The 17,516-nt window shown below is 54.7% G+C and carries 14 protein-coding genes, 2 tRNA genes and 1 pseudogene; 8 read left to right on the top strand and 9 right to left on the bottom strand.

Annotation, left to right across the window (positions count from 1 at the left end; genetic code table 11):
* Positions 1-27: 27 nt before the first annotated feature.
* The 6 genes from nqrF to ACR3E2_RS20225 are packed head-to-tail and all read right to left on the bottom strand — an operon-like array spanning position 28 to position 5,891.
* On the bottom strand, positions 28-1,251 hold the full coding sequence (gene nqrF / locus ACR3E2_RS20250) for an NADH:ubiquinone reductase (Na(+)-transporting) subunit F (RefSeq protein ID WP_480483686.1): 1,224 nt from the start codon (positions 1,249-1,251) through the stop codon (positions 28-30).
* 13 nt (positions 1,252-1,264) lie between these two features.
* Positions 1,265-1,873, bottom strand: a complete 609-nt coding sequence (gene nqrE, locus ACR3E2_RS20245; protein ID WP_209507136.1) for an NADH:ubiquinone reductase (Na(+)-transporting) subunit E — start codon at positions 1,871-1,873, stop codon at positions 1,265-1,267.
* The gene (locus tag ACR3E2_RS20240; protein ID WP_267365754.1) at positions 1,873-2,526 is read right to left on the bottom strand and encodes an NADH:ubiquinone reductase (Na(+)-transporting) subunit D; all 654 of its coding nucleotides are present in this window, start codon (positions 2,524-2,526) and stop codon (positions 1,873-1,875) included. The genes nqrE and ACR3E2_RS20240 overlap by 1 nt, the downstream gene beginning before the upstream one ends.
* The gene (locus ACR3E2_RS20235; RefSeq protein ID WP_267365756.1) at positions 2,526-3,341 is read right to left on the bottom strand and encodes a Na(+)-translocating NADH-quinone reductase subunit C; all 816 of its coding nucleotides are present in this window, start codon (positions 3,339-3,341) and stop codon (positions 2,526-2,528) included. The genes ACR3E2_RS20240 and ACR3E2_RS20235 overlap by 1 nt, the downstream gene beginning before the upstream one ends.
* A complete protein-coding gene (locus ACR3E2_RS20230) occupies positions 3,334-4,542 on the bottom strand; it encodes an NADH:ubiquinone reductase (Na(+)-transporting) subunit B (RefSeq protein ID WP_480483685.1) in 1,209 nt (402 codons plus the stop codon). Before ACR3E2_RS20230 ends, ACR3E2_RS20235 begins: the two co-directional genes overlap by 8 nt.
* 5 nt (positions 4,543-4,547) lie before the next feature.
* The gene (locus ACR3E2_RS20225; protein WP_480483684.1) at positions 4,548-5,891 is read right to left on the bottom strand and encodes a Na(+)-translocating NADH-quinone reductase subunit A; all 1,344 of its coding nucleotides are present in this window, start codon (positions 5,889-5,891) and stop codon (positions 4,548-4,550) included.
* A 296-nt stretch (positions 5,892-6,187) separates the two neighbouring features.
* On the opposite strand from ACR3E2_RS20225, the gene ACR3E2_RS20220 reads away from it, so the two are divergent.
* From ACR3E2_RS20220 to ACR3E2_RS20210, 3 genes are all read left to right on the top strand, one after another.
* Positions 6,188-7,303, top strand: coding sequence for a THUMP domain-containing class I SAM-dependent RNA methyltransferase (locus tag ACR3E2_RS20220; protein WP_480483683.1), 1,116 nt, complete (start codon positions 6,188-6,190; stop codon positions 7,301-7,303).
* A gap of 118 nt (positions 7,304-7,421) precedes the next feature.
* Positions 7,422-7,498, top strand: a tRNA-Pro gene (locus ACR3E2_RS20215).
* A gap of 211 nt (positions 7,499-7,709) precedes the next feature.
* On the top strand, positions 7,710-8,123 hold the full coding sequence (locus ACR3E2_RS20210) for a helix-turn-helix domain-containing protein (RefSeq protein WP_480483682.1): 414 nt from the start codon (positions 7,710-7,712) through the stop codon (positions 8,121-8,123).
* On the opposite strand, the pseudogene ACR3E2_RS20205 reads toward ACR3E2_RS20210, so the two are convergent.
* A pseudogene (locus ACR3E2_RS20205) lies at positions 8,094-8,267 on the bottom strand (methyltransferase domain-containing protein); the annotation flags it as partial. The gene ACR3E2_RS20210 and the pseudogene ACR3E2_RS20205 sit on opposite strands and share 30 nt — an antisense overlap.
* A gap of 308 nt (positions 8,268-8,575) precedes the next feature.
* Between ACR3E2_RS20205 and ACR3E2_RS20200 the strand changes: the two are divergent.
* The 3 genes from ACR3E2_RS20200 (at position 8,576) to ACR3E2_RS20190 (ending at position 12,102) form a co-directional block, all read left to right on the top strand.
* A complete protein-coding gene (locus ACR3E2_RS20200; RefSeq protein ID WP_480432013.1) occupies positions 8,576-8,968 on the top strand; it encodes a RidA family protein in 393 nt (130 codons plus the stop codon).
* A gap of 294 nt (positions 8,969-9,262) precedes the next feature.
* Positions 9,263-10,276 carry a LysR family transcriptional regulator gene (locus ACR3E2_RS20195; protein WP_480483681.1) on the top strand — a complete coding sequence of 338 codons (1,014 nt, stop codon included), beginning with the start codon at positions 9,263-9,265 and terminating at the stop codon, positions 10,274-10,276.
* 128 nt (positions 10,277-10,404) lie between these two features.
* Entirely contained in the window at positions 10,405-12,102 is a 1,698-nt protein-coding gene (locus ACR3E2_RS20190; RefSeq protein WP_480483680.1) for an adenylate/guanylate cyclase domain-containing protein, read from the top strand.
* A 147-nt stretch (positions 12,103-12,249) separates the two neighbouring features.
* Here the strand turns inward: ACR3E2_RS20190 and ACR3E2_RS20185 are convergent, their stop codons facing one another.
* Both ACR3E2_RS20185 and ACR3E2_RS20180 read right to left on the bottom strand, forming a co-directional pair.
* On the bottom strand, positions 12,250-12,909 hold the full coding sequence (locus ACR3E2_RS20185) for a DUF2268 domain-containing putative Zn-dependent protease (protein WP_480483679.1): 660 nt from the start codon (positions 12,907-12,909) through the stop codon (positions 12,250-12,252).
* Positions 12,910-14,151: 1,242 nt separating this feature from the next.
* Positions 14,152-14,236: transfer RNA gene (locus ACR3E2_RS20180), tRNA-Leu, on the bottom strand.
* Positions 14,237-15,070: 834 nt separating this feature from the next.
* Between ACR3E2_RS20180 and ACR3E2_RS20175 the strand changes: the two genes are divergently transcribed.
* Both ACR3E2_RS20175 and ACR3E2_RS20170 read left to right on the top strand, forming a co-directional pair.
* A complete protein-coding gene (locus ACR3E2_RS20175; RefSeq protein WP_209507691.1) occupies positions 15,071-15,493 on the top strand; it encodes a hypothetical protein in 423 nt (140 codons plus the stop codon).
* A 2-nt stretch (positions 15,494-15,495) separates the two neighbouring features.
* A complete protein-coding gene (locus tag ACR3E2_RS20170; RefSeq protein WP_480483678.1) occupies positions 15,496-17,508 on the top strand; it encodes a dynamin family protein in 2,013 nt (670 codons plus the stop codon).
* Positions 17,509-17,516 lie beyond the last annotated feature (8 nt).

The following is a 17,516-nucleotide window of genomic DNA, read 5'->3' as shown; positions in this document are numbered from 1 at the left end:
CGGCGCACACAGCGCCGGTTACTTTAGTTACCCGCCAAAATCGTCGAGCATGATGTCTTCGCGATCCACGCCCAGATCCAGCAGCATGTTGATAACCGACTGGTTCATGATTGGCGGCCCACACATGTAGTATTCACAATCCTCGGGTGCCGGGTGGTTCTTGAGGTATTCGTCGAACAGAACGTTGTGGATGAAGCCGGTATAGCCTTTCCACTCATCCTCGGGCTGGGCATCCGACAGAGCGACATGCCATTCAAAATTGTCGAACTCTTCCGCCAGTTGGTCGAAATCCTCGACAAAGAACATCTCTTTCTTGGACCGCGCACCGTACCAGAAACTGATCTTGCGGTCGCGGTTCTCAAGGCGTTTGAGCTGGTCAAAGATGTGGCTGCGCATCGGTGCCATACCGGCGCCACCACCGATGAAGACCATTTCCTTCTTGGTTTCACGTGCGAAAAACTCGCCAAATGGACCCGAGATTGTGACTTTGTCGCCCGGCTTCAGGTTAAAGATGTAGGACGACATCTGTCCCGCCGGAATTCCTTCTGAGCCCGGAGGCGGTGAAGCAACCCGGACGTTAAGCATGATCATGCCCTTTTCATCCGGATAGTTGGCCATCGAATAGGCGCGCTCGATAGGTTCGTTCACAACCGACTCGTATTGCCACAGATTGAAGCGATCCCAATCCTCGCGATATTCTTCCTGCACGTCGAAATCAGTGTATTTCAACTGATGAGCAGGCGCTTCGATCTGGATGTAGCCACCGGCGCGGAAATTCACGTCCTCACCTTCGGGCAGGTCTAGGGTAAGGGCCTTGATAAAGGTCGCGACATTCTCGTTCGAGCGAACGGTGCATTCCCATTTCTTGACGCCGAAGACCTCTTCTGGAACTTCGATTTCCATGTCCTGCTTGACCGCCACCTGACAGGACAGACGGTCGCCACAGGAGGCTTCGCGCTTTGTGATATGGCTTTCTTCGGTCGGCAGGATCGAACCGCCACCCGAATGCACTTTCACGCGGCACTGGGCACAGGTACCACCACCACCGCAGGCTGACGGAACAAACAGTTTTTCGGCCGCCAATGTTTGCAGCAGTTTGCCACCAGCCGGAACCGAGATAGTCTTTTCACCGTTGATGGTGATGTTGACGTTGCCGGTCGACACCAGCTTGGAACGTGCAGCCATAATGATGGCCACCAGCGCCAGAACGATCAGGGTGAACAGGACAACGCCGAGCGAAAAGGTTTCCATTCTCACGCCCCCCTTACAGTTTCACGCCCGAGAAGGACATAAAGGCCATCGCCATCAGCCCGGCAGTGATAAAGGTGATGCCCAGCCCCTGAAGCCCGTCCGGCACATCCGAGTATTTCAGCTTTTCGCGCACGCCTGCCATCGCAGTGATTGCCAGCGCCCAGCCGAAACCGGATGAGATGCCATAGGTGGTCGCCTCGGCAAAATTATAGTCGCGTTCGACCATGAACAGCGAACCACCCAGAATGGCACAGTTCACAGTGATCAAAGGCAGGAAGATCCCCAGCGCGTTGTAGAGCGGCGGGAAATACTTATCGAGAATCATTTCGAGGATCTGAACCATCGCTGCGATCACGCCGATATAGGAAATCAGCCCGAGAAAGGTCAGATCCACATCCGGGAACCCGGCCCATGCCAATGCGCCCGGTTTCAGCAGGAAGGACAACAACAGGTTGTTGGCGGGCACGGTGATGGCCTGCACCACCATGACTGATATTCCCAGCCCGATGGCAGTCGAAATCTTTTTCGACACGGCGATGAAGGTACACATGCCAAGGAAAAAGCTGAGCGCAAGGTTTTCGATAAAGACGGCCTTCACGGCCAGAGAGATAAGCCCTTCCATCAGTGCGCCTCTACCTGCTGGATTTTGTATTCACGTTCTTCAACCTGGTTCGGCTTCCACGTGCGGAAAGCCCAGATCAGCAGGCCGATCACGAAGAACGCCGAAGGTGGCAGCAGCAACAGGCCGTTGGGCACGTACCAACCGCCATTGTTGACCGTTTGCAGGATTGTCACGCCGAACAGGCTGCCCGATCCAAACAACTCCCGGATGATGCCCACCAGCATCAGGATCAGGCCATAACCCATGCCGTTACCCAAACCGTCGATGAACGAGGCCACCGGGGGGTTCTTCATGGCGAATGCTTCGGCACGGCCCATTACGATGCAGTTGGTGATGATCAGGCCGACAAACACCGACAGCGTCTTGGAAATCTGAAAGGCATAAGCCTTGAGTATCTGATCCACCAGAATCACGAGCGAGGCGATGATCACCATCTGCACGATGATCCGGATCGAGCCCGGGATCTGGTTGCGCAGCATCGAGATGAACATCGACGAAAACGCCGTCACCGACGTCACCGCTATGGCCATGACAAAGGCCACTTGCAGTGATGAGGTTACAGCCAGTGCCGAACAGATTCCCAGCACCTGCAAGGTGATCGGGTTGTTGTCGACAAGGGGGTCGACCAGCAGCTCTTTCTTGGTCTGCGACATCAGATCTCTCCTGCTTGCAACTTGGCCAGGAACGGCGCGTAACCCGCATCGCCCATCCAGAATTTCACAAGGTTGTCGACCCCGCGCGATGTCAGGGTCGCGCCCGCCAGCGCATCTACGAAAAACTCGGGCCCGGCCGCTGGTTGTGACTTGGCGACGGTGATCTGCAAGGCGCCCGCGTCATCATGCAGTTTCTTGCCGTTCCACAACGCCTTCCAACGCGGGTTGTCCACCTCGGCACCCAGACCAGGCGTTTCACCATGCTGATAGAATTGCAGGCCGAAAATGTCGTTGCCGTTCTTTTCCAGCGCGATGAAGCCATAAAGCGTGGACCACAACCCATAGCCATGCAGCGGCAGGATCACCTTGTCCAACGCTCCGCTGTCGTCGCGCAGCAGATAGATGACCCGATACTTTGCCTTGCGACCAATGCCTGCGGGGTCATCGTCAAGGGCAACACTTAATTCCGGATCACCGGCAGCGGCCAGATCGTCAAAGGTGGCTGGGTCGAACTGATCGTCCGCAAATTCGCCCGTCGCCAGATCCAGAACATGCGGCTCGAACGCGGCAAAGGCCTGGCTGACATCAATGCCGGGTTCATACACCCCCGCCACCTGCAGAATGTTGACCTGCTTGTCCTTCAGCTTGTTGGCCTCCTGCACCGGGCGCAGGCTGACTGCCGCGGCCGACACGATCATCGAGGCAACGAGACAAACCGCAACAGCGATGAAGATCGTTTTGCCAACCGAATCCGGCGAGGCCGCCAGAAACCGGGCAATCGCGCCCTTGCGTTCAGGGGATTGCGTATCAGACATGGCGACGCGCCCTCCGTTTGATGTTGGCCTGAACGACAAAATAGTCGATCAGCGGTGCAAAGACGTTGCCGAACAGAATGGCCAGCATCATACCTTCGGGGAAGGCTGGGTTGATCACACGAATTAACACAACCATGACACCAATCAGTGCACCATAGATATAGCGCCCGACATTGGTGTGGCTTGCCGAGACCGGCTCGGTCACCATGAAAGCCAGACCAAAGGCGTAACCGCCCAACACGACATGCCAGTACCATGGCATTGCGAACATCGGGTTCGTCTCGGACCCGATCAGGTTCAACAGCCAGGTGAACGCAATTGTGCCCGCCAGACATCCCAAAATCAGCCGATAGTTGGCAATCTTGGTGATCAGCAGGAAGGCCAGACCGATCAGGCAGGCCAGAGTCGAGGTTTCCCCGATACTGCCCTGAATGGTGCCGTAAAACGCGCTCCACCAGGTGATACCGTCAGCGGCCAGTGCCTGGTAGCCTTCGGCAGCCGACACAGCCAGAGCCGTCGCCCCGGAAAAACCGTCAACCGGGGTCCAGACTGCATCGCCCGACATCTGCGCGGGATAGGCGAAATACAAAAACGCCCGCCCCACCAAGGCAGGGTTGAGGAAGTTCTTACCAGTGCCGCCGAATACCTCTTTGCCGATGACAACACCAAAGATAATACCCAGGGCAACCTGCCACAGAGGCGTGGTTGCAGGCATGATCAGGGCGTAAAGCATCGAAGTGACAAGAAAGCCTTCATTCACCTCATGCCCGCGGACGGTTGCGAAAATGACTTCGAAAATACCGCCTGCCACCAACGTGACAATATAGATCGGCAGGAAGTACATAAGCCCGTGCATGACATTGGCAAAAATACTGTCCGGATTCAACGAGATGCCAAGAACCTGAAGAATTGCAATCCGCCAACCAGTTGCAGACTCTGGGCCAAGCGCGGCAATGGCCGAATTTGCCTGATAACCGGTGTTCCACATTCCCCACAGGATGCAAGGAATAGTGGCAATCACGACATATGTCATGATGCGCTTCATATCCACGTAAGACCGCGCATGAGGAGCAACGGTGGTTACGGTTTTCGGAGTGTAGATGAAGCTTTCCACCATCTCGTAGATCGGAAAAAGCTTCTCGTACTTGCCGCCCTTGGTAAAGTTCGGCTCGATCCGGTCAAAGAAGTTACGCAATCCCATTCGGATCAGCCCTCCTTTTCAATCTTTTTCAGGCAGTCGCGCAGCGCCAGCCCGTATTCATATTTCGCCGGACAGGCAAAGCCCACAAGGCCCAGATCCTCTTCGTCCAGCTCAAGCGCTCCCAGTGCCTGAGCCGTATCCGTATCCATCACCAGCAACGCCCGAAGCAATTGTGTGGGCAGGTAATCCTGCGGCATCAGCTCTTCGAACACGCCTGTCGGCACCATCGCGCGGCGGCCACCGTTCAGGTTGGACGTGAAAGCATAGAGTTTTCTGGAAAAGGCCGAGCCCAATACTGGCTGGACGGAATACTTGGAAGGCATTGGTCGGATCCAACCCATCGGAATCTGATCGTGATCCTCTCGGATGATACAGATTTGACGGGCAAACCGCCCCAGATATGCGGTCGGTCCGTCGGCATGTTGACCCGACAGGATCGAACCCGAGATAATGCGGGGCGTTCCGTCCACACTTACCTCACCTCGTGTCAAGTCGTCCGTGGACGCGCCCATCACGGTGCGGATCAAACGCGGCTGACGCGCACCGGGCCCGGTCAAGGCGATCACAACACTCGGATCCAGACGCCCGGTCTGCATCAGGCGGCCAATCGCGATGGTGTCCTGATAACCGATAGTCCAGACTTGCTTTTCCCCCGAAATCGGTTCGAGGAAGTGAATATGCGTTCCTGCCAGGCCCGATGGATGTGGACCGGAAAACGCCACGGCCTCGACACCGGCGACATCCGCGCCGGGGATCGTGTCACCTTGTTTCTGGCAAATATAAGTCTTGCCTTCGGTTAGCTTGCTGACTGCCGCCAACCCAGCGGCAAAGGCCTCGGGTGCCTCGGCAATGATCGTGGCGGCATCAGCCGCCAATGGGTCACTGTCCATGGCTGTCACGAAAATCGCGTTCGGTTTGGCACCGGGTTCCGGCATTTTCGAATAAGGCCGCGTGCGGAATGAAGTCCATAGACCCGCGGTGCACAGTTTTGCAGTCACGCCTTCGGCGCTATGCGCATCGCCCACGCTCGAAAAATCCAAGCCCGTGTCATTGGTGTCGGACACTTCGATGACGACGCTCTGCAACACCCTGCGGGCACCCCGGTTGATGGCAACAATCTTGCCAGTCACCGGTGCGACCATCATCGCGTCAGGCGCATCTTTGTGACAAAAGAGCGGCGTACCCCGCTCGACACTATCACCTTCCTGCACCAGCATCTTTGGCTTCAGGCCAATGTAGTCCCCACCCAGAACACCAACGGTCGAGTATTCCGGACCCGGATGAATGGTTTGGTCGGGAGCGCCTTCCACTGGCAGGTCCAACCCTTTTTTAAGTTTGAAAGTTTGCATACCGCTACGTTCTTCCAAGCCTCTTTCCTGCGCCAGCCCTGCCGACACCCTTTAGGGGTCATGCAATAACGCGGTTTTTTCCGGTGCCCATCGCAAAAGCGTCGAAACGGGTCCAAATTCCGCAGGCGTATTTCTGATCACGGACCCTTTACGCGCGGATGCCCGCAAACGCAAACCTGTTACCGCCGAAAGTTAAGATCAAACTGCAAAATCTTGGAGTTTTCCCTCAAGATGGCCAAAAATTCGGGTCAAAATTGCGTGTCGCGCCCGCTGAACTTCCAGTGTAAGCAACCGGAATGAAAAAAGACACAGACTTCGAAATCTTTCTGATTGCCACCCCGGGCCTTGAAGCCCCCCTCTGTGCCGAGGCGCAGTCCTACGGGTTCGCTCAGGTCAAGACGATTCCAGGGGGTGTCATTTGCCGTGGTTCGTGGTCCGAGGTCTGGCGCGCCAACCTGACCTTACGCGGTGCAAACAAGGTTCTGGTTCGTCTGGGCAGTTTTCCTGCCGTGCATTTAGCCCAATTGGACAAACGTGCGCGCAAATTCCCGTGGGGCGAGTTCCTGCGCTCCGGTGTTCCGGTCAAAGTCGAGGCCACCAGCCGCAAATCCAGAATATATCATGCCGGTGCCGCACGGCAGAGAGTTGAACAAGCGATATCCGAAACTCTGGGCGCTCCGATATCTTCCGACGCCGATGTCAGGATCTTGCTGAGAATCGAAAAGGACATCTGTACATTTTCCGTCGACAGTTCTGGAGAGCTTTTGCACAAGCGTGGTCATAAAGAAGCAATTGCCAAAGCGCCAATTCGCGAAACGATGGCAGCCATGTTTCTGCGTGACTGCGGATTTAGCGGCAATGAACCGGTGTTGGACCCGATGTGCGGTTCGGGTACTTTCGTGATCGAAGCCGCCGAGATTGCCCTGGGGCTGCGCCCTGGTCGGTCCCGCAGTTTTGCGTTTGAAAACCTTGCGGGCTTCGACCCTGACCGCTGGCAAGACATGCGCAGCGAGTCAGAGGTCGCTGAGTGTTTTCTCACCTTCTGTGGCTCTGACCGCAACGCCGGAGCTATCGAAGCCGCAACAGCCAACGCCCATAGAGCGCAGGTTAACGCCAACACGCGTTTTCAACAGCTTTCCGTCAGTGACATCAAACCCCCTGCGGGACCCGCCGGGCTGGTCATTGTGAACCCTCCCTACGGGGCGCGAATTGGAGATGAAAAGCGTCTGCGCTCTGTCTACGGAGCCTTGGGTAAATCTTTGATGAGCCGGTTTCGAGGATGGCGTGTTGGGATTGTGACCAGCGCTCCGGCTTTGGCTCGGGCGACCCGCCTGCCTTTGCTGGCGCCCGGTCCGGTCGTGGACCACGGAGGCACCAAGATCCGTCTGTACAAAACGGATCCGCTGCCATGAGAGTCTCGTGACCTGTTTAGCCCGTCCGTTACCGATCCAAAGACGGAAGATTAGGATGATCGCTTCTCAAAATCCTCTTGCGCATCGGCAAAGCCGCGTATAGATCACCCGCCACGGTCGGAGTGTAGCTCAGTCTGGTAGAGCACTGTCTTCGGGAGGCAGGGGCCGGAGGTTCGAATCCTCTCACTCCGACCAATAATTCCAGATACTTAGCCCGTTTAGCTATGACCCTTGTTGAGGGTCGGTCCGGATTATGCGGCTTTTGAGGCGGTTTTTGGTGAGTTCAGCCTCCTCAGAAACCGAAAGGCCGCTGACTGGGCTGGCACCCGCGTCAACGGCCAAATCGAAAAGATTGCTCAGACTGGATACCAGATCGCGCCCGTGATCGCAATCGCGGGAGGGGCCGATGTCTGAGCTTCTGCCCTTCTGCAAGATCAAGCTGCAATTCCTGCTCGAGATGGTCACCGACCACGAGTTGGACGACAACGCCCTGCGCGTCGCCCTCTACTTGGCGTTGGCCCATGCGGACCACGAGACCGGCGAGAGCCGCCCATCTTTTGAGACCATCGGCGCGGCCATCGGCAAGCACGCCAAGTCGGTCAAGCGGGCGCTGAACAAGGTCGAGGCGGCGGGCTACATGACCATTGAGCGCGGGACCAACAAAGGGAACTCGTCGCGCTATCGTCCGACCGAAGCGGCCCTGAAACGGGCAACGGATCGTCGCCAGGAGGGGGACAAGAACGCGCCCTGCTTCGGTCAAAAGAGGTTCCGGGTCTGCAACATGGGTAAGCACTGTGTGCATTATCACGTTATCAACTGAGCCATCATCCAGGGGCAGCGACGCTCCACCAGCGACCTCAAACTCCACATTGTCGTGGCCCCCAACCCGCGCTCTTGCTTCGGTCACAAAGCCTACAGACGGCTCGAAACCAATGACCCGCGCGGGTTTGGCCTTCTCCGCAATGCGGCGCGTGACAGCTCCCGCACCGCACCCGACTTCAACCGTCAGGCTATCTTTGGCAAACTCAAGTTTGGTCAGATAGTTTTAAACGATCTTTTCCATTGTGGGATCGGCCTGACGCGCGTCCATCGAGTCGGCAAATGCGGAAATGAACTCCGCACCCGCAGCATCTACATCTTGAAACGGATCAGCCATCCCAACCACCCTCCATTAATGCTCAGTATTTTCTACCAAAAAACCCTAGCATCACCTGAACCAAGAACAAGCCGTGCCAAAATGGGTATACTTGGGACAAACAGGAGGTTCATGCCATGCGTCAGCTAGTTTCAAATGGAAATCCGATGGAAGAAATCGTTGGGTTCAGCCGAGCAGTTCGGGTTGGTCCCCACATATCTGTTGGCGGCACCGCACCTGTCGATGCTGAAGGCAAGACCGTAGGGGTCGGAGATGTATTTGCCCAAACAACCCAGTGCTTTGAAATCATCAAGGCGGCTCTCGAACAGGCAGGTTCCGGAATTCAAGACATTGTTCGGACGCGAGTCATACTGACAGATATCGACAATTGGAAAGAAGCCATCGAGGCAAGGAAGAAGTATTGCGTCGATGCACGACCCGTCGACACAATTATGGCGATCAATCGGTTTGTGAACCCTGAATGGTTGGTCGAGATCGAAGTCGATGCAATCATAGCCGACGACGCATAGCTGAGAAGGCCACTACGCGGTTACGTAGCTGTCACTTACAGCTCGCAACTGCCTTGGATGTGATCTCGTTGCCTTATTTGGCCGATTGTCACCAAGTGTCGTCAGAACCTTCCTGGATACAGACTCATCATGTTCTGCACGTCCAGTTCACTCGAAAACGCAGCGGGATTACTCCAGATCACGTCATTAATATAGTCGCGTTCCGCGTGAAGATCGTTGGCTGTAGGCTGCGGCTTACGGGTTTCGGGGCAGGCTCTTTTGGTCCAACCGAACAGTCCACCAAATACGGTCCAGATGCTGGGTGACATTGTATGGGAAGCCATCTCATGTTCCTTTCCGAGTTACTTGCGCTGTCGCAACAAAGGTAACTGTTCACCTGTTTTTCTGGTATCCGGCACAAGATTGTGCTGTTCTACAAAAATGAAGAATGGGTTCCGAAATTGGTCGGATATTCGTGTGTTCCTCTCCGTCTTCAGAGAAGGGTCGACGCTTGCGGCCTCTAGAAAGCTAAAGGTCTCCCAACCAACGGTTGCCCGACGCATTGATGTTCTCGAAAGAGAAACAGGCTTAACGCTTTTTGAGCGCGGTACGCACGGGTTCAAACCAACCCCAGAAGCCCTTCGCCTCGTTCCTCTCGCCGAAGCAATCGAGGCTTCAGTCCGCGAATTTGCCGATTGCGCGAAGGAATTGACGTCGACACAGCCCATCCGGATTACAGCTTATTCAGCAAACTTCTCTGCACGCATGATTGAGATCGTAAACGAGTTCTCTGCCGACAATCAGGATGTCGCATTCGAGTTCTTGTCCAGCGTTCGGGCGCTGGACCTGATGGCCGGTGAGGCTGATATCGCGTTGCGCCTGGCTCGAACCGATCCCGATCCTGACCTGATCTGTCGTAAGATCAGCACGGCCCGCTGGTCTTTGTTCGGCAGCAGAAATTACGCGGACAAATTTGGCTTGCCGGAGTCAACCGATGATCTGGCCGGGCATCGGTTTGTTACCTTTCAGCGGGACGATGTTCCGAATGTATTCCACGAATGGTTGACCAATCATGTGGCACCGGACCAGATCGCTATGTCTTTCACTGAACTCGAGCTGATGCATGCAGCGATCAGATCAGGCCAAGGCCTTGGGATCAGCAATGTGAAACTGGTTGAAACAGACGACTCCTTTATCCGGTGCTTCGACGAAATCCCCGAACTTGCGGTGCCGCACCTGATGCTCATTTCGCCGGAAGCTTATCGCCGGCCCGAGGTCAGAGCCTTCGTCAAGTTCTTCGCACCTCGCTATGCGGCAATCTACAAGTGATGGTTATCCCCGCATTGGACCGCGAACTGACGCTGATGCCAAGGGCGGAGAGCATCAGTAAAGAGCCCCGAGCGAACCTCGCATTCAGGCAGTTGGAGTAGAGGGCCGCATCATCTATCGTCGAACGCATGTCGAACAAGGGACAACAGTTGCAACGAAGGTTGGCGGCAATTCTAGCCGCGGATGTCGTTGGGTATTCGGCGCTTATGCACAAAGATGAGCAAGCCACAATTCTAATGCTTGATCACCTGGAAAGCGACATCGTCACCCCAACGATAGCCGGCCAATCAGGTCGTGTCGTGAAGAGCATGGGCGATGGTTGGCTGGTGCAATTTGACAGCGCGGCGCAAGCTGTAACCGCAGCAATGCAGCTACAAGAGCAGTTGGCTGAATACTCGTTAATAAACATGCGGATCGGTGTTCATGTGGGTGACATCACAGAAAAAGGTGATGACATCCTGGGTGACGGTGTGAACATTGCCGCACGGCTTGAGAGCATTGCGCCAACCGGTGGTATCGCAATTTCTGAACCCGTACATCTGAACCTTGAACACAATCTGGCAGACGCTTTCAAAGCAGTTGGGAAGAAGAGGCTCAAGAACATCCAACGCAGCCTGGATGTGTGGATTCACGATGGACCACAACTGAGTGCACCGCAAAGTTCGCCTTCTTTTACAGAGACGAGCTTGCCAAAGCTATCCATCCATCCTGTCACGTGCAGCGACCAACGCGCTGAGCTCAAGGAAATGGCCGCAGCTCTCACTTCAGATTTCGGTTCTTATTTTCGGACGATCAACTGGTTAAACGCGGCAATAACCTCCACGGAAGCATCAGAGGGATATGCACTTCGCGGCGTGCTGCGTGGACACGGCGACCGATTGCGTCTGGAAGCACGCTTAAATGACTCTTCTGGTTCTGAAATCTGGACTCAGAAGTTCGACGGTTCGGTCGAAGCTATCTTTGATTGGCAAGACGAGGTTGTAGAAAAGCTGTTGGATGCCGTTAGCGGGATCTTGATCCAGTCGCTGACCGCAAAGCTCTCTGCTTTACCTGAAGACGAGCTGACTGCCGAACAGTGCGTCTTGATGGGCATGATCACATGGTCGGAGGCCAGCATCGACAGCTATAAAGAGACGTTGTCGTACCACGCCAGGGCCATCGAGGCCAAACCAACCCTCGCCGCCGCTTATGCCGAAGCTATTTGGACAATGAATGGTGCGAGAACCTATGATCTTCGACGCGATCTGTCATCCAACTACGAGAAGCTGCCACACTGGATCGAGGCCGGACGACACATGGCGGGTCAAAGCCCAACGCTTGATCTGAGTGTTGCAGTGGCTGACTACAATGTCGACGGGGACGCGGATCGACTTTCCGTGGCGCTGGAGCAAATCCGGCAACGAGCGCCACTAGATGCCCGCCTGCATTTGTTCATGGGTTGGGGATACAACTGGGCCGGGTTTCCTAAAATGGCACTAAGCTGCTTTCAGACGGCGCTCCGGTTGGGCCGATATGGGGCCGTTTTCGTGGGTGCTTCCGGAGGGGCCGCCACCTCTTGCGTAATGCTTGGTCGAGACCATGATGCTATCGCCTATGCTGAGGCAGGTTTGCGCTTTTCAAAGAACTATGCCGCACTTCACAGCACGAGAGCCGCTGCTCACGCTATGCTTGGGGAACCTGAAAAGGCGTCTGCGGCGTTGGCGCAAATGCTGCAAATGGAACCTGATGAAACGATCTCGAAATGGCGTAGCAACGTGGACTATGGCGGTTCAGAAGGCGCTGAACGTTACTTTGAAGCGCTTCGCCGGGCAGGGTTGCCAGATTAGCGGTGCCGGAACCAAGTTGCGCTGGGAAAACCGGCAGCTTGATCGCGCATTTCAGTAACTGCAAAGCTCGGATTTGAAGGGCCGCTTAGGGCTGCGAGCGGTCAATCATGCTCATCGCAGAAAATGGCAGCGCTGAGCCCAAAGCGGTCAAATCTCGGCAAAGCCAGCCGCCCGGATAATTCTCGCGGCCTCTGTGTTTATCCAGGTACTGGCGTCCGGTTTTGTAGTCTTCCGCAGCCAGCGACCGACAATCTCATACCCCATAGCGTATCCGAGCCAACGGGGGAGGGATTTTGTACCAAAAAACCACTCAGGGTGGTCATAGTCGGTCGACCAGAGCAGGTCTGCATCCGGAAAATACTGTGAGAGCTCTGTGGCATCCACCGCGCTCTCCCAAAGCTCCGGGGGTGTGCCCAGCACGCGCTCAACAAATCGTCCGGCAAGACCTTCGCTCACAATTGCTTCGCCTAGCGTTCGCCCATATCCAGGCCCAGATTTTCTCAGGCAATGATGAACTTCGTGAACAACCTGGCGTCGAAGTGCGCCGTCCCCGACACTGTCGCTGAAGTTCGGGTTTTTGGGATCGCAGGCCAGCAGAAACATTGACGGAGAATAGGCAAACCCACACATACCGAGCTCTGGGATTACAGGGCCATCGCGGCGAAATGCGACCAAGACATCTATGGGTGGCGATTCCACGATGGTTCGGACCGCATCAGCGGCGGCTTCTATCTCGGCGGAAATCCGTGATTTCCACGCAGACAGATCCCCCTCTGCTTCCAGCCAATGAAGTGTCCAGTTGCCCACGGAGTCCCTCGCTCTGTTTTGGCCACAGTAGTGCAATTCCGTGTTAATTTGGCAATGTCCGCTTCGTCCCGCATTGTGTGAATTCAGCCAGCCGATGAATTTGCGCTTGCAGCGAACGGCAGGTTCGGCGGGCCGCGTCACAGCACCAGTTGCCGACGGTTAATGGCCGGTTAGGGCCATTGGAACTTCCGGATGAATACAAGGTTGGAAAAAACGCACCGGTTTCAGTAGCAATCAGTGATCGTTAAAACCGAAAGGATTTGAGTTTTTGTAATGAAATCAATGTGCGGTTTCTACGAACGCGAAGCGAACGTACTTCCATCAAGACATAGACAAAGAACAAGAAAAAGAAATTGATAAAGAGCACTCCATCCGCTTGTGTTACGCAAATCACGGTCGCTGTGTTTGCTGCACGAAGGACGCTTAATCAGAAAGCGGCAACCAGATTGTTTTGCCGGTCCTTCTGTCTCGACCAGCTTCGCGTTCCTTTTGTCCGTCACGGATCCGGGTGCGGGGATTTTCAATCGGGTCTAGGCTGTTCAGATAGGGTGTCAGGCAATAGAAATCTTGCGGATGCTCACGCGATGGTTTCCAGGTGATCATCGCCCACATCCGCTTTAACATTTTAGCACCTGAACGTTTGTATTAGCTGGGTTTTTCACCTGAATAGCATTGCATGGATTGGGTTGTAGCGACCAGCGATTTCTCTGGGAATTGGGTATTCACCGAAAAACCTCATCTCCTTATTGTGACCTTTAGCTGTAATGTGCCAGCTGCCTACTTTTTTGCTGCAGCCAACGCTCCTTATGCCCGCAACCCGACCCCTTTGTTGTGCAACTCGATCACTGTAGCGACTCAAGTGATTAATCGGTGTGGGAGAAATTGTAGCGGTTAAAGTAAAGCTCTGATTTTGGATGCTCAATATAGCACCACCTACATTTTTTCAGAATGCTTAGGTTTCGGACGAAAGTGAGAATTAAAGGAAAGTCCTTTAGCTTGAGGTATCGAACCCCGTGAATCAGATTACTTTTCAGTCAGTTAAGGCCTGCCAATTCTGAGGTGGAAGTGTCGCAAGGCTTCGAGAAAACCAATTTCGTATACCACAGTTGGCACTCGCGCCGATTTTTCGGATAGCAAACAAGGAAGTTGAGAATGGTATTTTCAAAAGGTGGGCCAAGGGGTGGGCTGTAAATAGAATCAAAAACACAACGCATTGATAATTAGATGAATTTTTTGGGGATATGGTGCGGGTGGAGGGACTTGAACCCCCACGCCTTGCGGCGCCAGAACCTAAATCTGGTGCGTCTACCAATTTCGCCACACCCGCAACTCAGCGCCGCAGCGCTGGATTGAAGCGGTCAATAACAAAGCTTGCTTCCGAGCGCGAGGGGTAAAATACATTTATCGCCAAGTTTGTAGATCCTCTGATGAGATATGGGGCAACCACGCTATCTTATGAAAATGTATAGCCCCAAGAGGCTCGTCAGTGGAAAGTTGATGGGAACATCAGTGGCCGTGAAACCCGATATCCTGCGGGACAATGTCCACGCTATTTAGGAAGAGCTCTTCATTCGTGCCGAAGTTAAAAATTGACCCAGCTAGCCTGCGAAATATCGCTCTTACGTTGACCAAAGTCCTAGAAAAAGCCGACAGCTTGTTGTCAGATCACCAATGGCGAACATGGAAATCCTACTTCATTGCCCTTGCGCGTTCATAGTTGAATCCATGGGAGGAGGCGCGGGATTACTCGCCACGACACCCCAGAAAACGCATCTGCGACCCTTTCCAACTCAGAGAGCAACTTCAGGTTTCTGAAACAACAAGAATAACTTATCCGACTAAAGTGCCCTTCAGGGCCACACAGATTATTGAATAACCCGCACCGTCAGGTTCAGGCAATTGTGTTCCGCCGGTCTCCGCTCGGTTTCATACAGTAGGTGCGGAATGGCTCTTGCGTCATAGGCATTCCCGCGCAGGTTGAGGCATTCTCAAGAGAACTCCACCACAAAGCTGCCACATTTCAAACGCCAAAAAATCTTATTCACGTCAAAATAAGACCGCCTTGAAGGGTCTTGTTGTTTAGCAGGAGTTAATGAGTCTTTTTTGCCACTTTGGCGCCGGTACGAGTTTCCTGCTCAACTCCAGTACAAGGTTTACTGCTGTGACCGATCTGAATCCCTCCGCTACTGCCGAGCAAGAGGCTGTCTTCTTTGCTCGCGAAAGCTTTCTTGGCGAACTCAAGATCCTGAACCGGGACCACCCGAACACGGGCTTTGGGATATCGCTCCGAACCCATTCCGGAGACCACTACCTGCTGGCCAATGCGCGTATGCCATTGCCCGCGGTCAAATCCGAGGGGTTCCCGACCGGACGCCGCGTTGCGTGCCTTGAAAACGGCGATCGCTTCAGCTCGATCGAAGTGCTAGCTGACGCCAAGGCATACGAAACCATCAGCCCGCGCGCCGAGGCTGACATTCTGGGCAACGCTTTGGACCTGATCGCACGTATCGACACGCTGACAGGAATTCCAACAGGACGTCCTTCGCATGAACCCCGCATCGCAGCTACGGGAACCGGAGGTTAAGCATGGCGCGCAATGATCACCTGTTGTCTGTCGGCAACGAAGCTCTGGCGCCGATGACCTCTGCAATGTCATCACTGACGGCGCAGATTGATCAATTGACTGAGGTGGCTGATGCGCGCTCCTCGGCACGTCTGGCAACACTCAAGACCCGGATGGAAAACTTCACCGCCAGCATCACTATGGTCGGTCAGGTAAAAGCGGGCAAATCATCGATTGTAAACATTCTTGCGGGGCGCCCATCTTTGCTTCCGTCGGATGTGAACCCGTGGACGTCGGTCGTCACAACTCTGAACATCAACACGCGTCCACCGGGCGACACCAAGGCCAAGTTCACCTTCTTTGAGCAGGAAGAATGGGACAACCTGATGGTCGGGGGTGGCCGGTTGGGCGAGTTGGCCAACCGTGCCGGTGCAGATGACGAGATGGAGGACATTCGCCGTCAGATCGGCGAGATGAAAACAAAGTCGGAAGAGCGTCTTGGAAAGCACTTCGACCTGATACTTGGCCAAAGCCACCAATACGATCACTTCGATGAAGAACTGATCCAAAGATATGTCTGCCTGGGCGATGAAGACGACCCGGATATCAATCCAAAAACAGGCCGGTTCGCAGATGTGACCAAGTCGGCCGAGTTGTACATGGATATCCCTCAGTACCCGATTGCGCTGAAGCTTTGTGATACGCCGGGTGTCAACGATACCTTCATGGTGCGTGAACAGATTACCCTGCGCAGCCTGCGCGGGTCCGAAGTCTGTGTTGTGGTGCTTGCCGCAAGCCAAGCCCTGACCACCATGGACATGGCCTTGATGCGGATCATCGCCCAATTTGAGAACCGCCAGATTGTCCTGTTTGTGAACCGGATTGACGAGCTGTCAGACCCGGTCAATCAAGTCCCCGAAATCCGCGACCGGATTCAGGACACTTTGAAACAGAACAACATCGACGAAAAGACAAGTGTCGTGTTCGGCAGTGCCTTATGGGCTGAGGCGGCGCTGACCGGGAATCCCGAGATTCTGAACGAAGAATCCCGCGAAGCACTCAATACTTTTTACCTCGCCGCCGGGTTCGGTGATCAAGCCCCTTCGCTGGATAAAATCTGGGCATTGTCCGGTTTGCCTGATCTGCTGTTGGCGATAAACGAGCGTATTGCAGAAGGTGCCGGAGCGCGGCTGATGGACCGGGTTCGCCATCGCGCCCGCAACATTGCCAGCCAAATTCGTGCCACCGCTGTAGCAAAGACTCTGTCAGAGGGTGAAGGCGTCGCGCGTGATCTTGACGGTGTATCTCCGGAAGATGCGATTGCAACAGTCTCGGCGGAGTATGAAAAGAAAGCAGCCGAACTGACCAACGCTTTGCGCGACAAAGTATTGGAGCGTCTAAACTCGGCCGAGACAAATTTCGTGAAGCGTGCGACAGACTCTCTGATCGCGCATCTTGAGAAAAATGGTGAGCAAGGCACTTGGCAATACGACCCTGCTGGCTTGAGGACGCTGCAAAAAGCCGCCTATTTCAGCTTTGCCCGCGCAATGCGTAAAGATGCTGGAGCGCTCTATTCAACTGCGGCCGCGGATGTCGAAGCGCTGTATCACAAGATACTTGGCAACCATCTGGGCGAATTCAACATCGAAGCACCGATCGTGCCGCGCGTTCCACCACCATTGGGGATTGGCCGGACGATTGCTCTGGACTTGCAAAGTACTTGGTGGCGACGCTGGTGGCAAAAGCGCAAAGGCTTTGAAGCATACGCTGCCGATTACACTCGCCTGATCGCGTCCGAAGCGAATTCGATCACCAAGGATATCGAGGAAAACCAGATTGCGGCAGTGTTGGAAAACGTCCGCGCAATTCTGGCGGACTTCATGCGGGAGCAGAAGGAGACGTTGCTGAGTATCTCATCATCAGCGGACAAAAATATCGGGCAGGCCTCGGCAGCGATGGCGGGCCTGCAACCTCAGAAATCGCGAGACGAAATTCTGGGTGACATCCTGAAAGACCTAAGCAACGAAGCGGCATAAGTAGAAAA

The sequence above is a fragment of the Ruegeria sp. AL7 genome (assembly GCF_056536105.1).
The sequence above is the reverse complement of the archived record's forward strand: the minus strand, read 5'-3'. Positions and strand labels throughout refer to the sequence as shown.

Bases quoted from the DNA above. Each gene is read 5' to 3' on its own strand.
- ACR3E2_RS20225 (WP_480483684.1), bottom strand. From the start codon at position 5,891: ATGCAAACTTTCAAACTTAAAAAAGGGTTGGACCTGCCAGTGGAAGGC.
- ACR3E2_RS20240 (WP_267365754.1), bottom strand. From the start codon at position 2,526: ATGTCGCAGACCAAGAAAGAGCTGCTGGTCGACCCCCTTGTCGACAAC.
- nqrE (WP_209507136.1), bottom strand. From the start codon at position 1,873: ATGGAAGGGCTTATCTCTCTGGCCGTGAAGGCCGTCTTTATCGAAAAC.
- ACR3E2_RS20210 (WP_480483682.1), top strand. From the start codon at position 7,710: ATGTCTGAGCTTCTGCCCTTCTGCAAGATCAAGCTGCAATTCCTGCTC.
- ACR3E2_RS20200 (WP_480432013.1), top strand. From the start codon at position 8,576: ATGCGTCAGCTAGTTTCAAATGGAAATCCGATGGAAGAAATCGTTGGG.
- ACR3E2_RS20195 (WP_480483681.1), top strand. From the start codon at position 9,263: ATGCTGGGTGACATTGTATGGGAAGCCATCTCATGTTCCTTTCCGAGT.
- ACR3E2_RS20235 (WP_267365756.1), bottom strand. From the start codon at position 3,341: ATGTCTGATACGCAATCCCCTGAACGCAAGGGCGCGATTGCCCGGTTT.
- ACR3E2_RS20190 (WP_480483680.1), top strand. From the start codon at position 10,405: ATGTCGAACAAGGGACAACAGTTGCAACGAAGGTTGGCGGCAATTCTA.
- nqrF (WP_480483686.1), bottom strand. From the start codon at position 1,251: ATGGAAACCTTTTCGCTCGGCGTTGTCCTGTTCACCCTGATCGTTCTG.
- ACR3E2_RS20220 (WP_480483683.1), top strand. From the start codon at position 6,188: ATGAAAAAAGACACAGACTTCGAAATCTTTCTGATTGCCACCCCGGGC.
- ACR3E2_RS20170 (WP_480483678.1), top strand. From the start codon at position 15,496: ATGGCGCGCAATGATCACCTGTTGTCTGTCGGCAACGAAGCTCTGGCG.
- ACR3E2_RS20230 (WP_480483685.1), bottom strand. From the start codon at position 4,542: ATGGGATTGCGTAACTTCTTTGACCGGATCGAGCCGAACTTTACCAAG.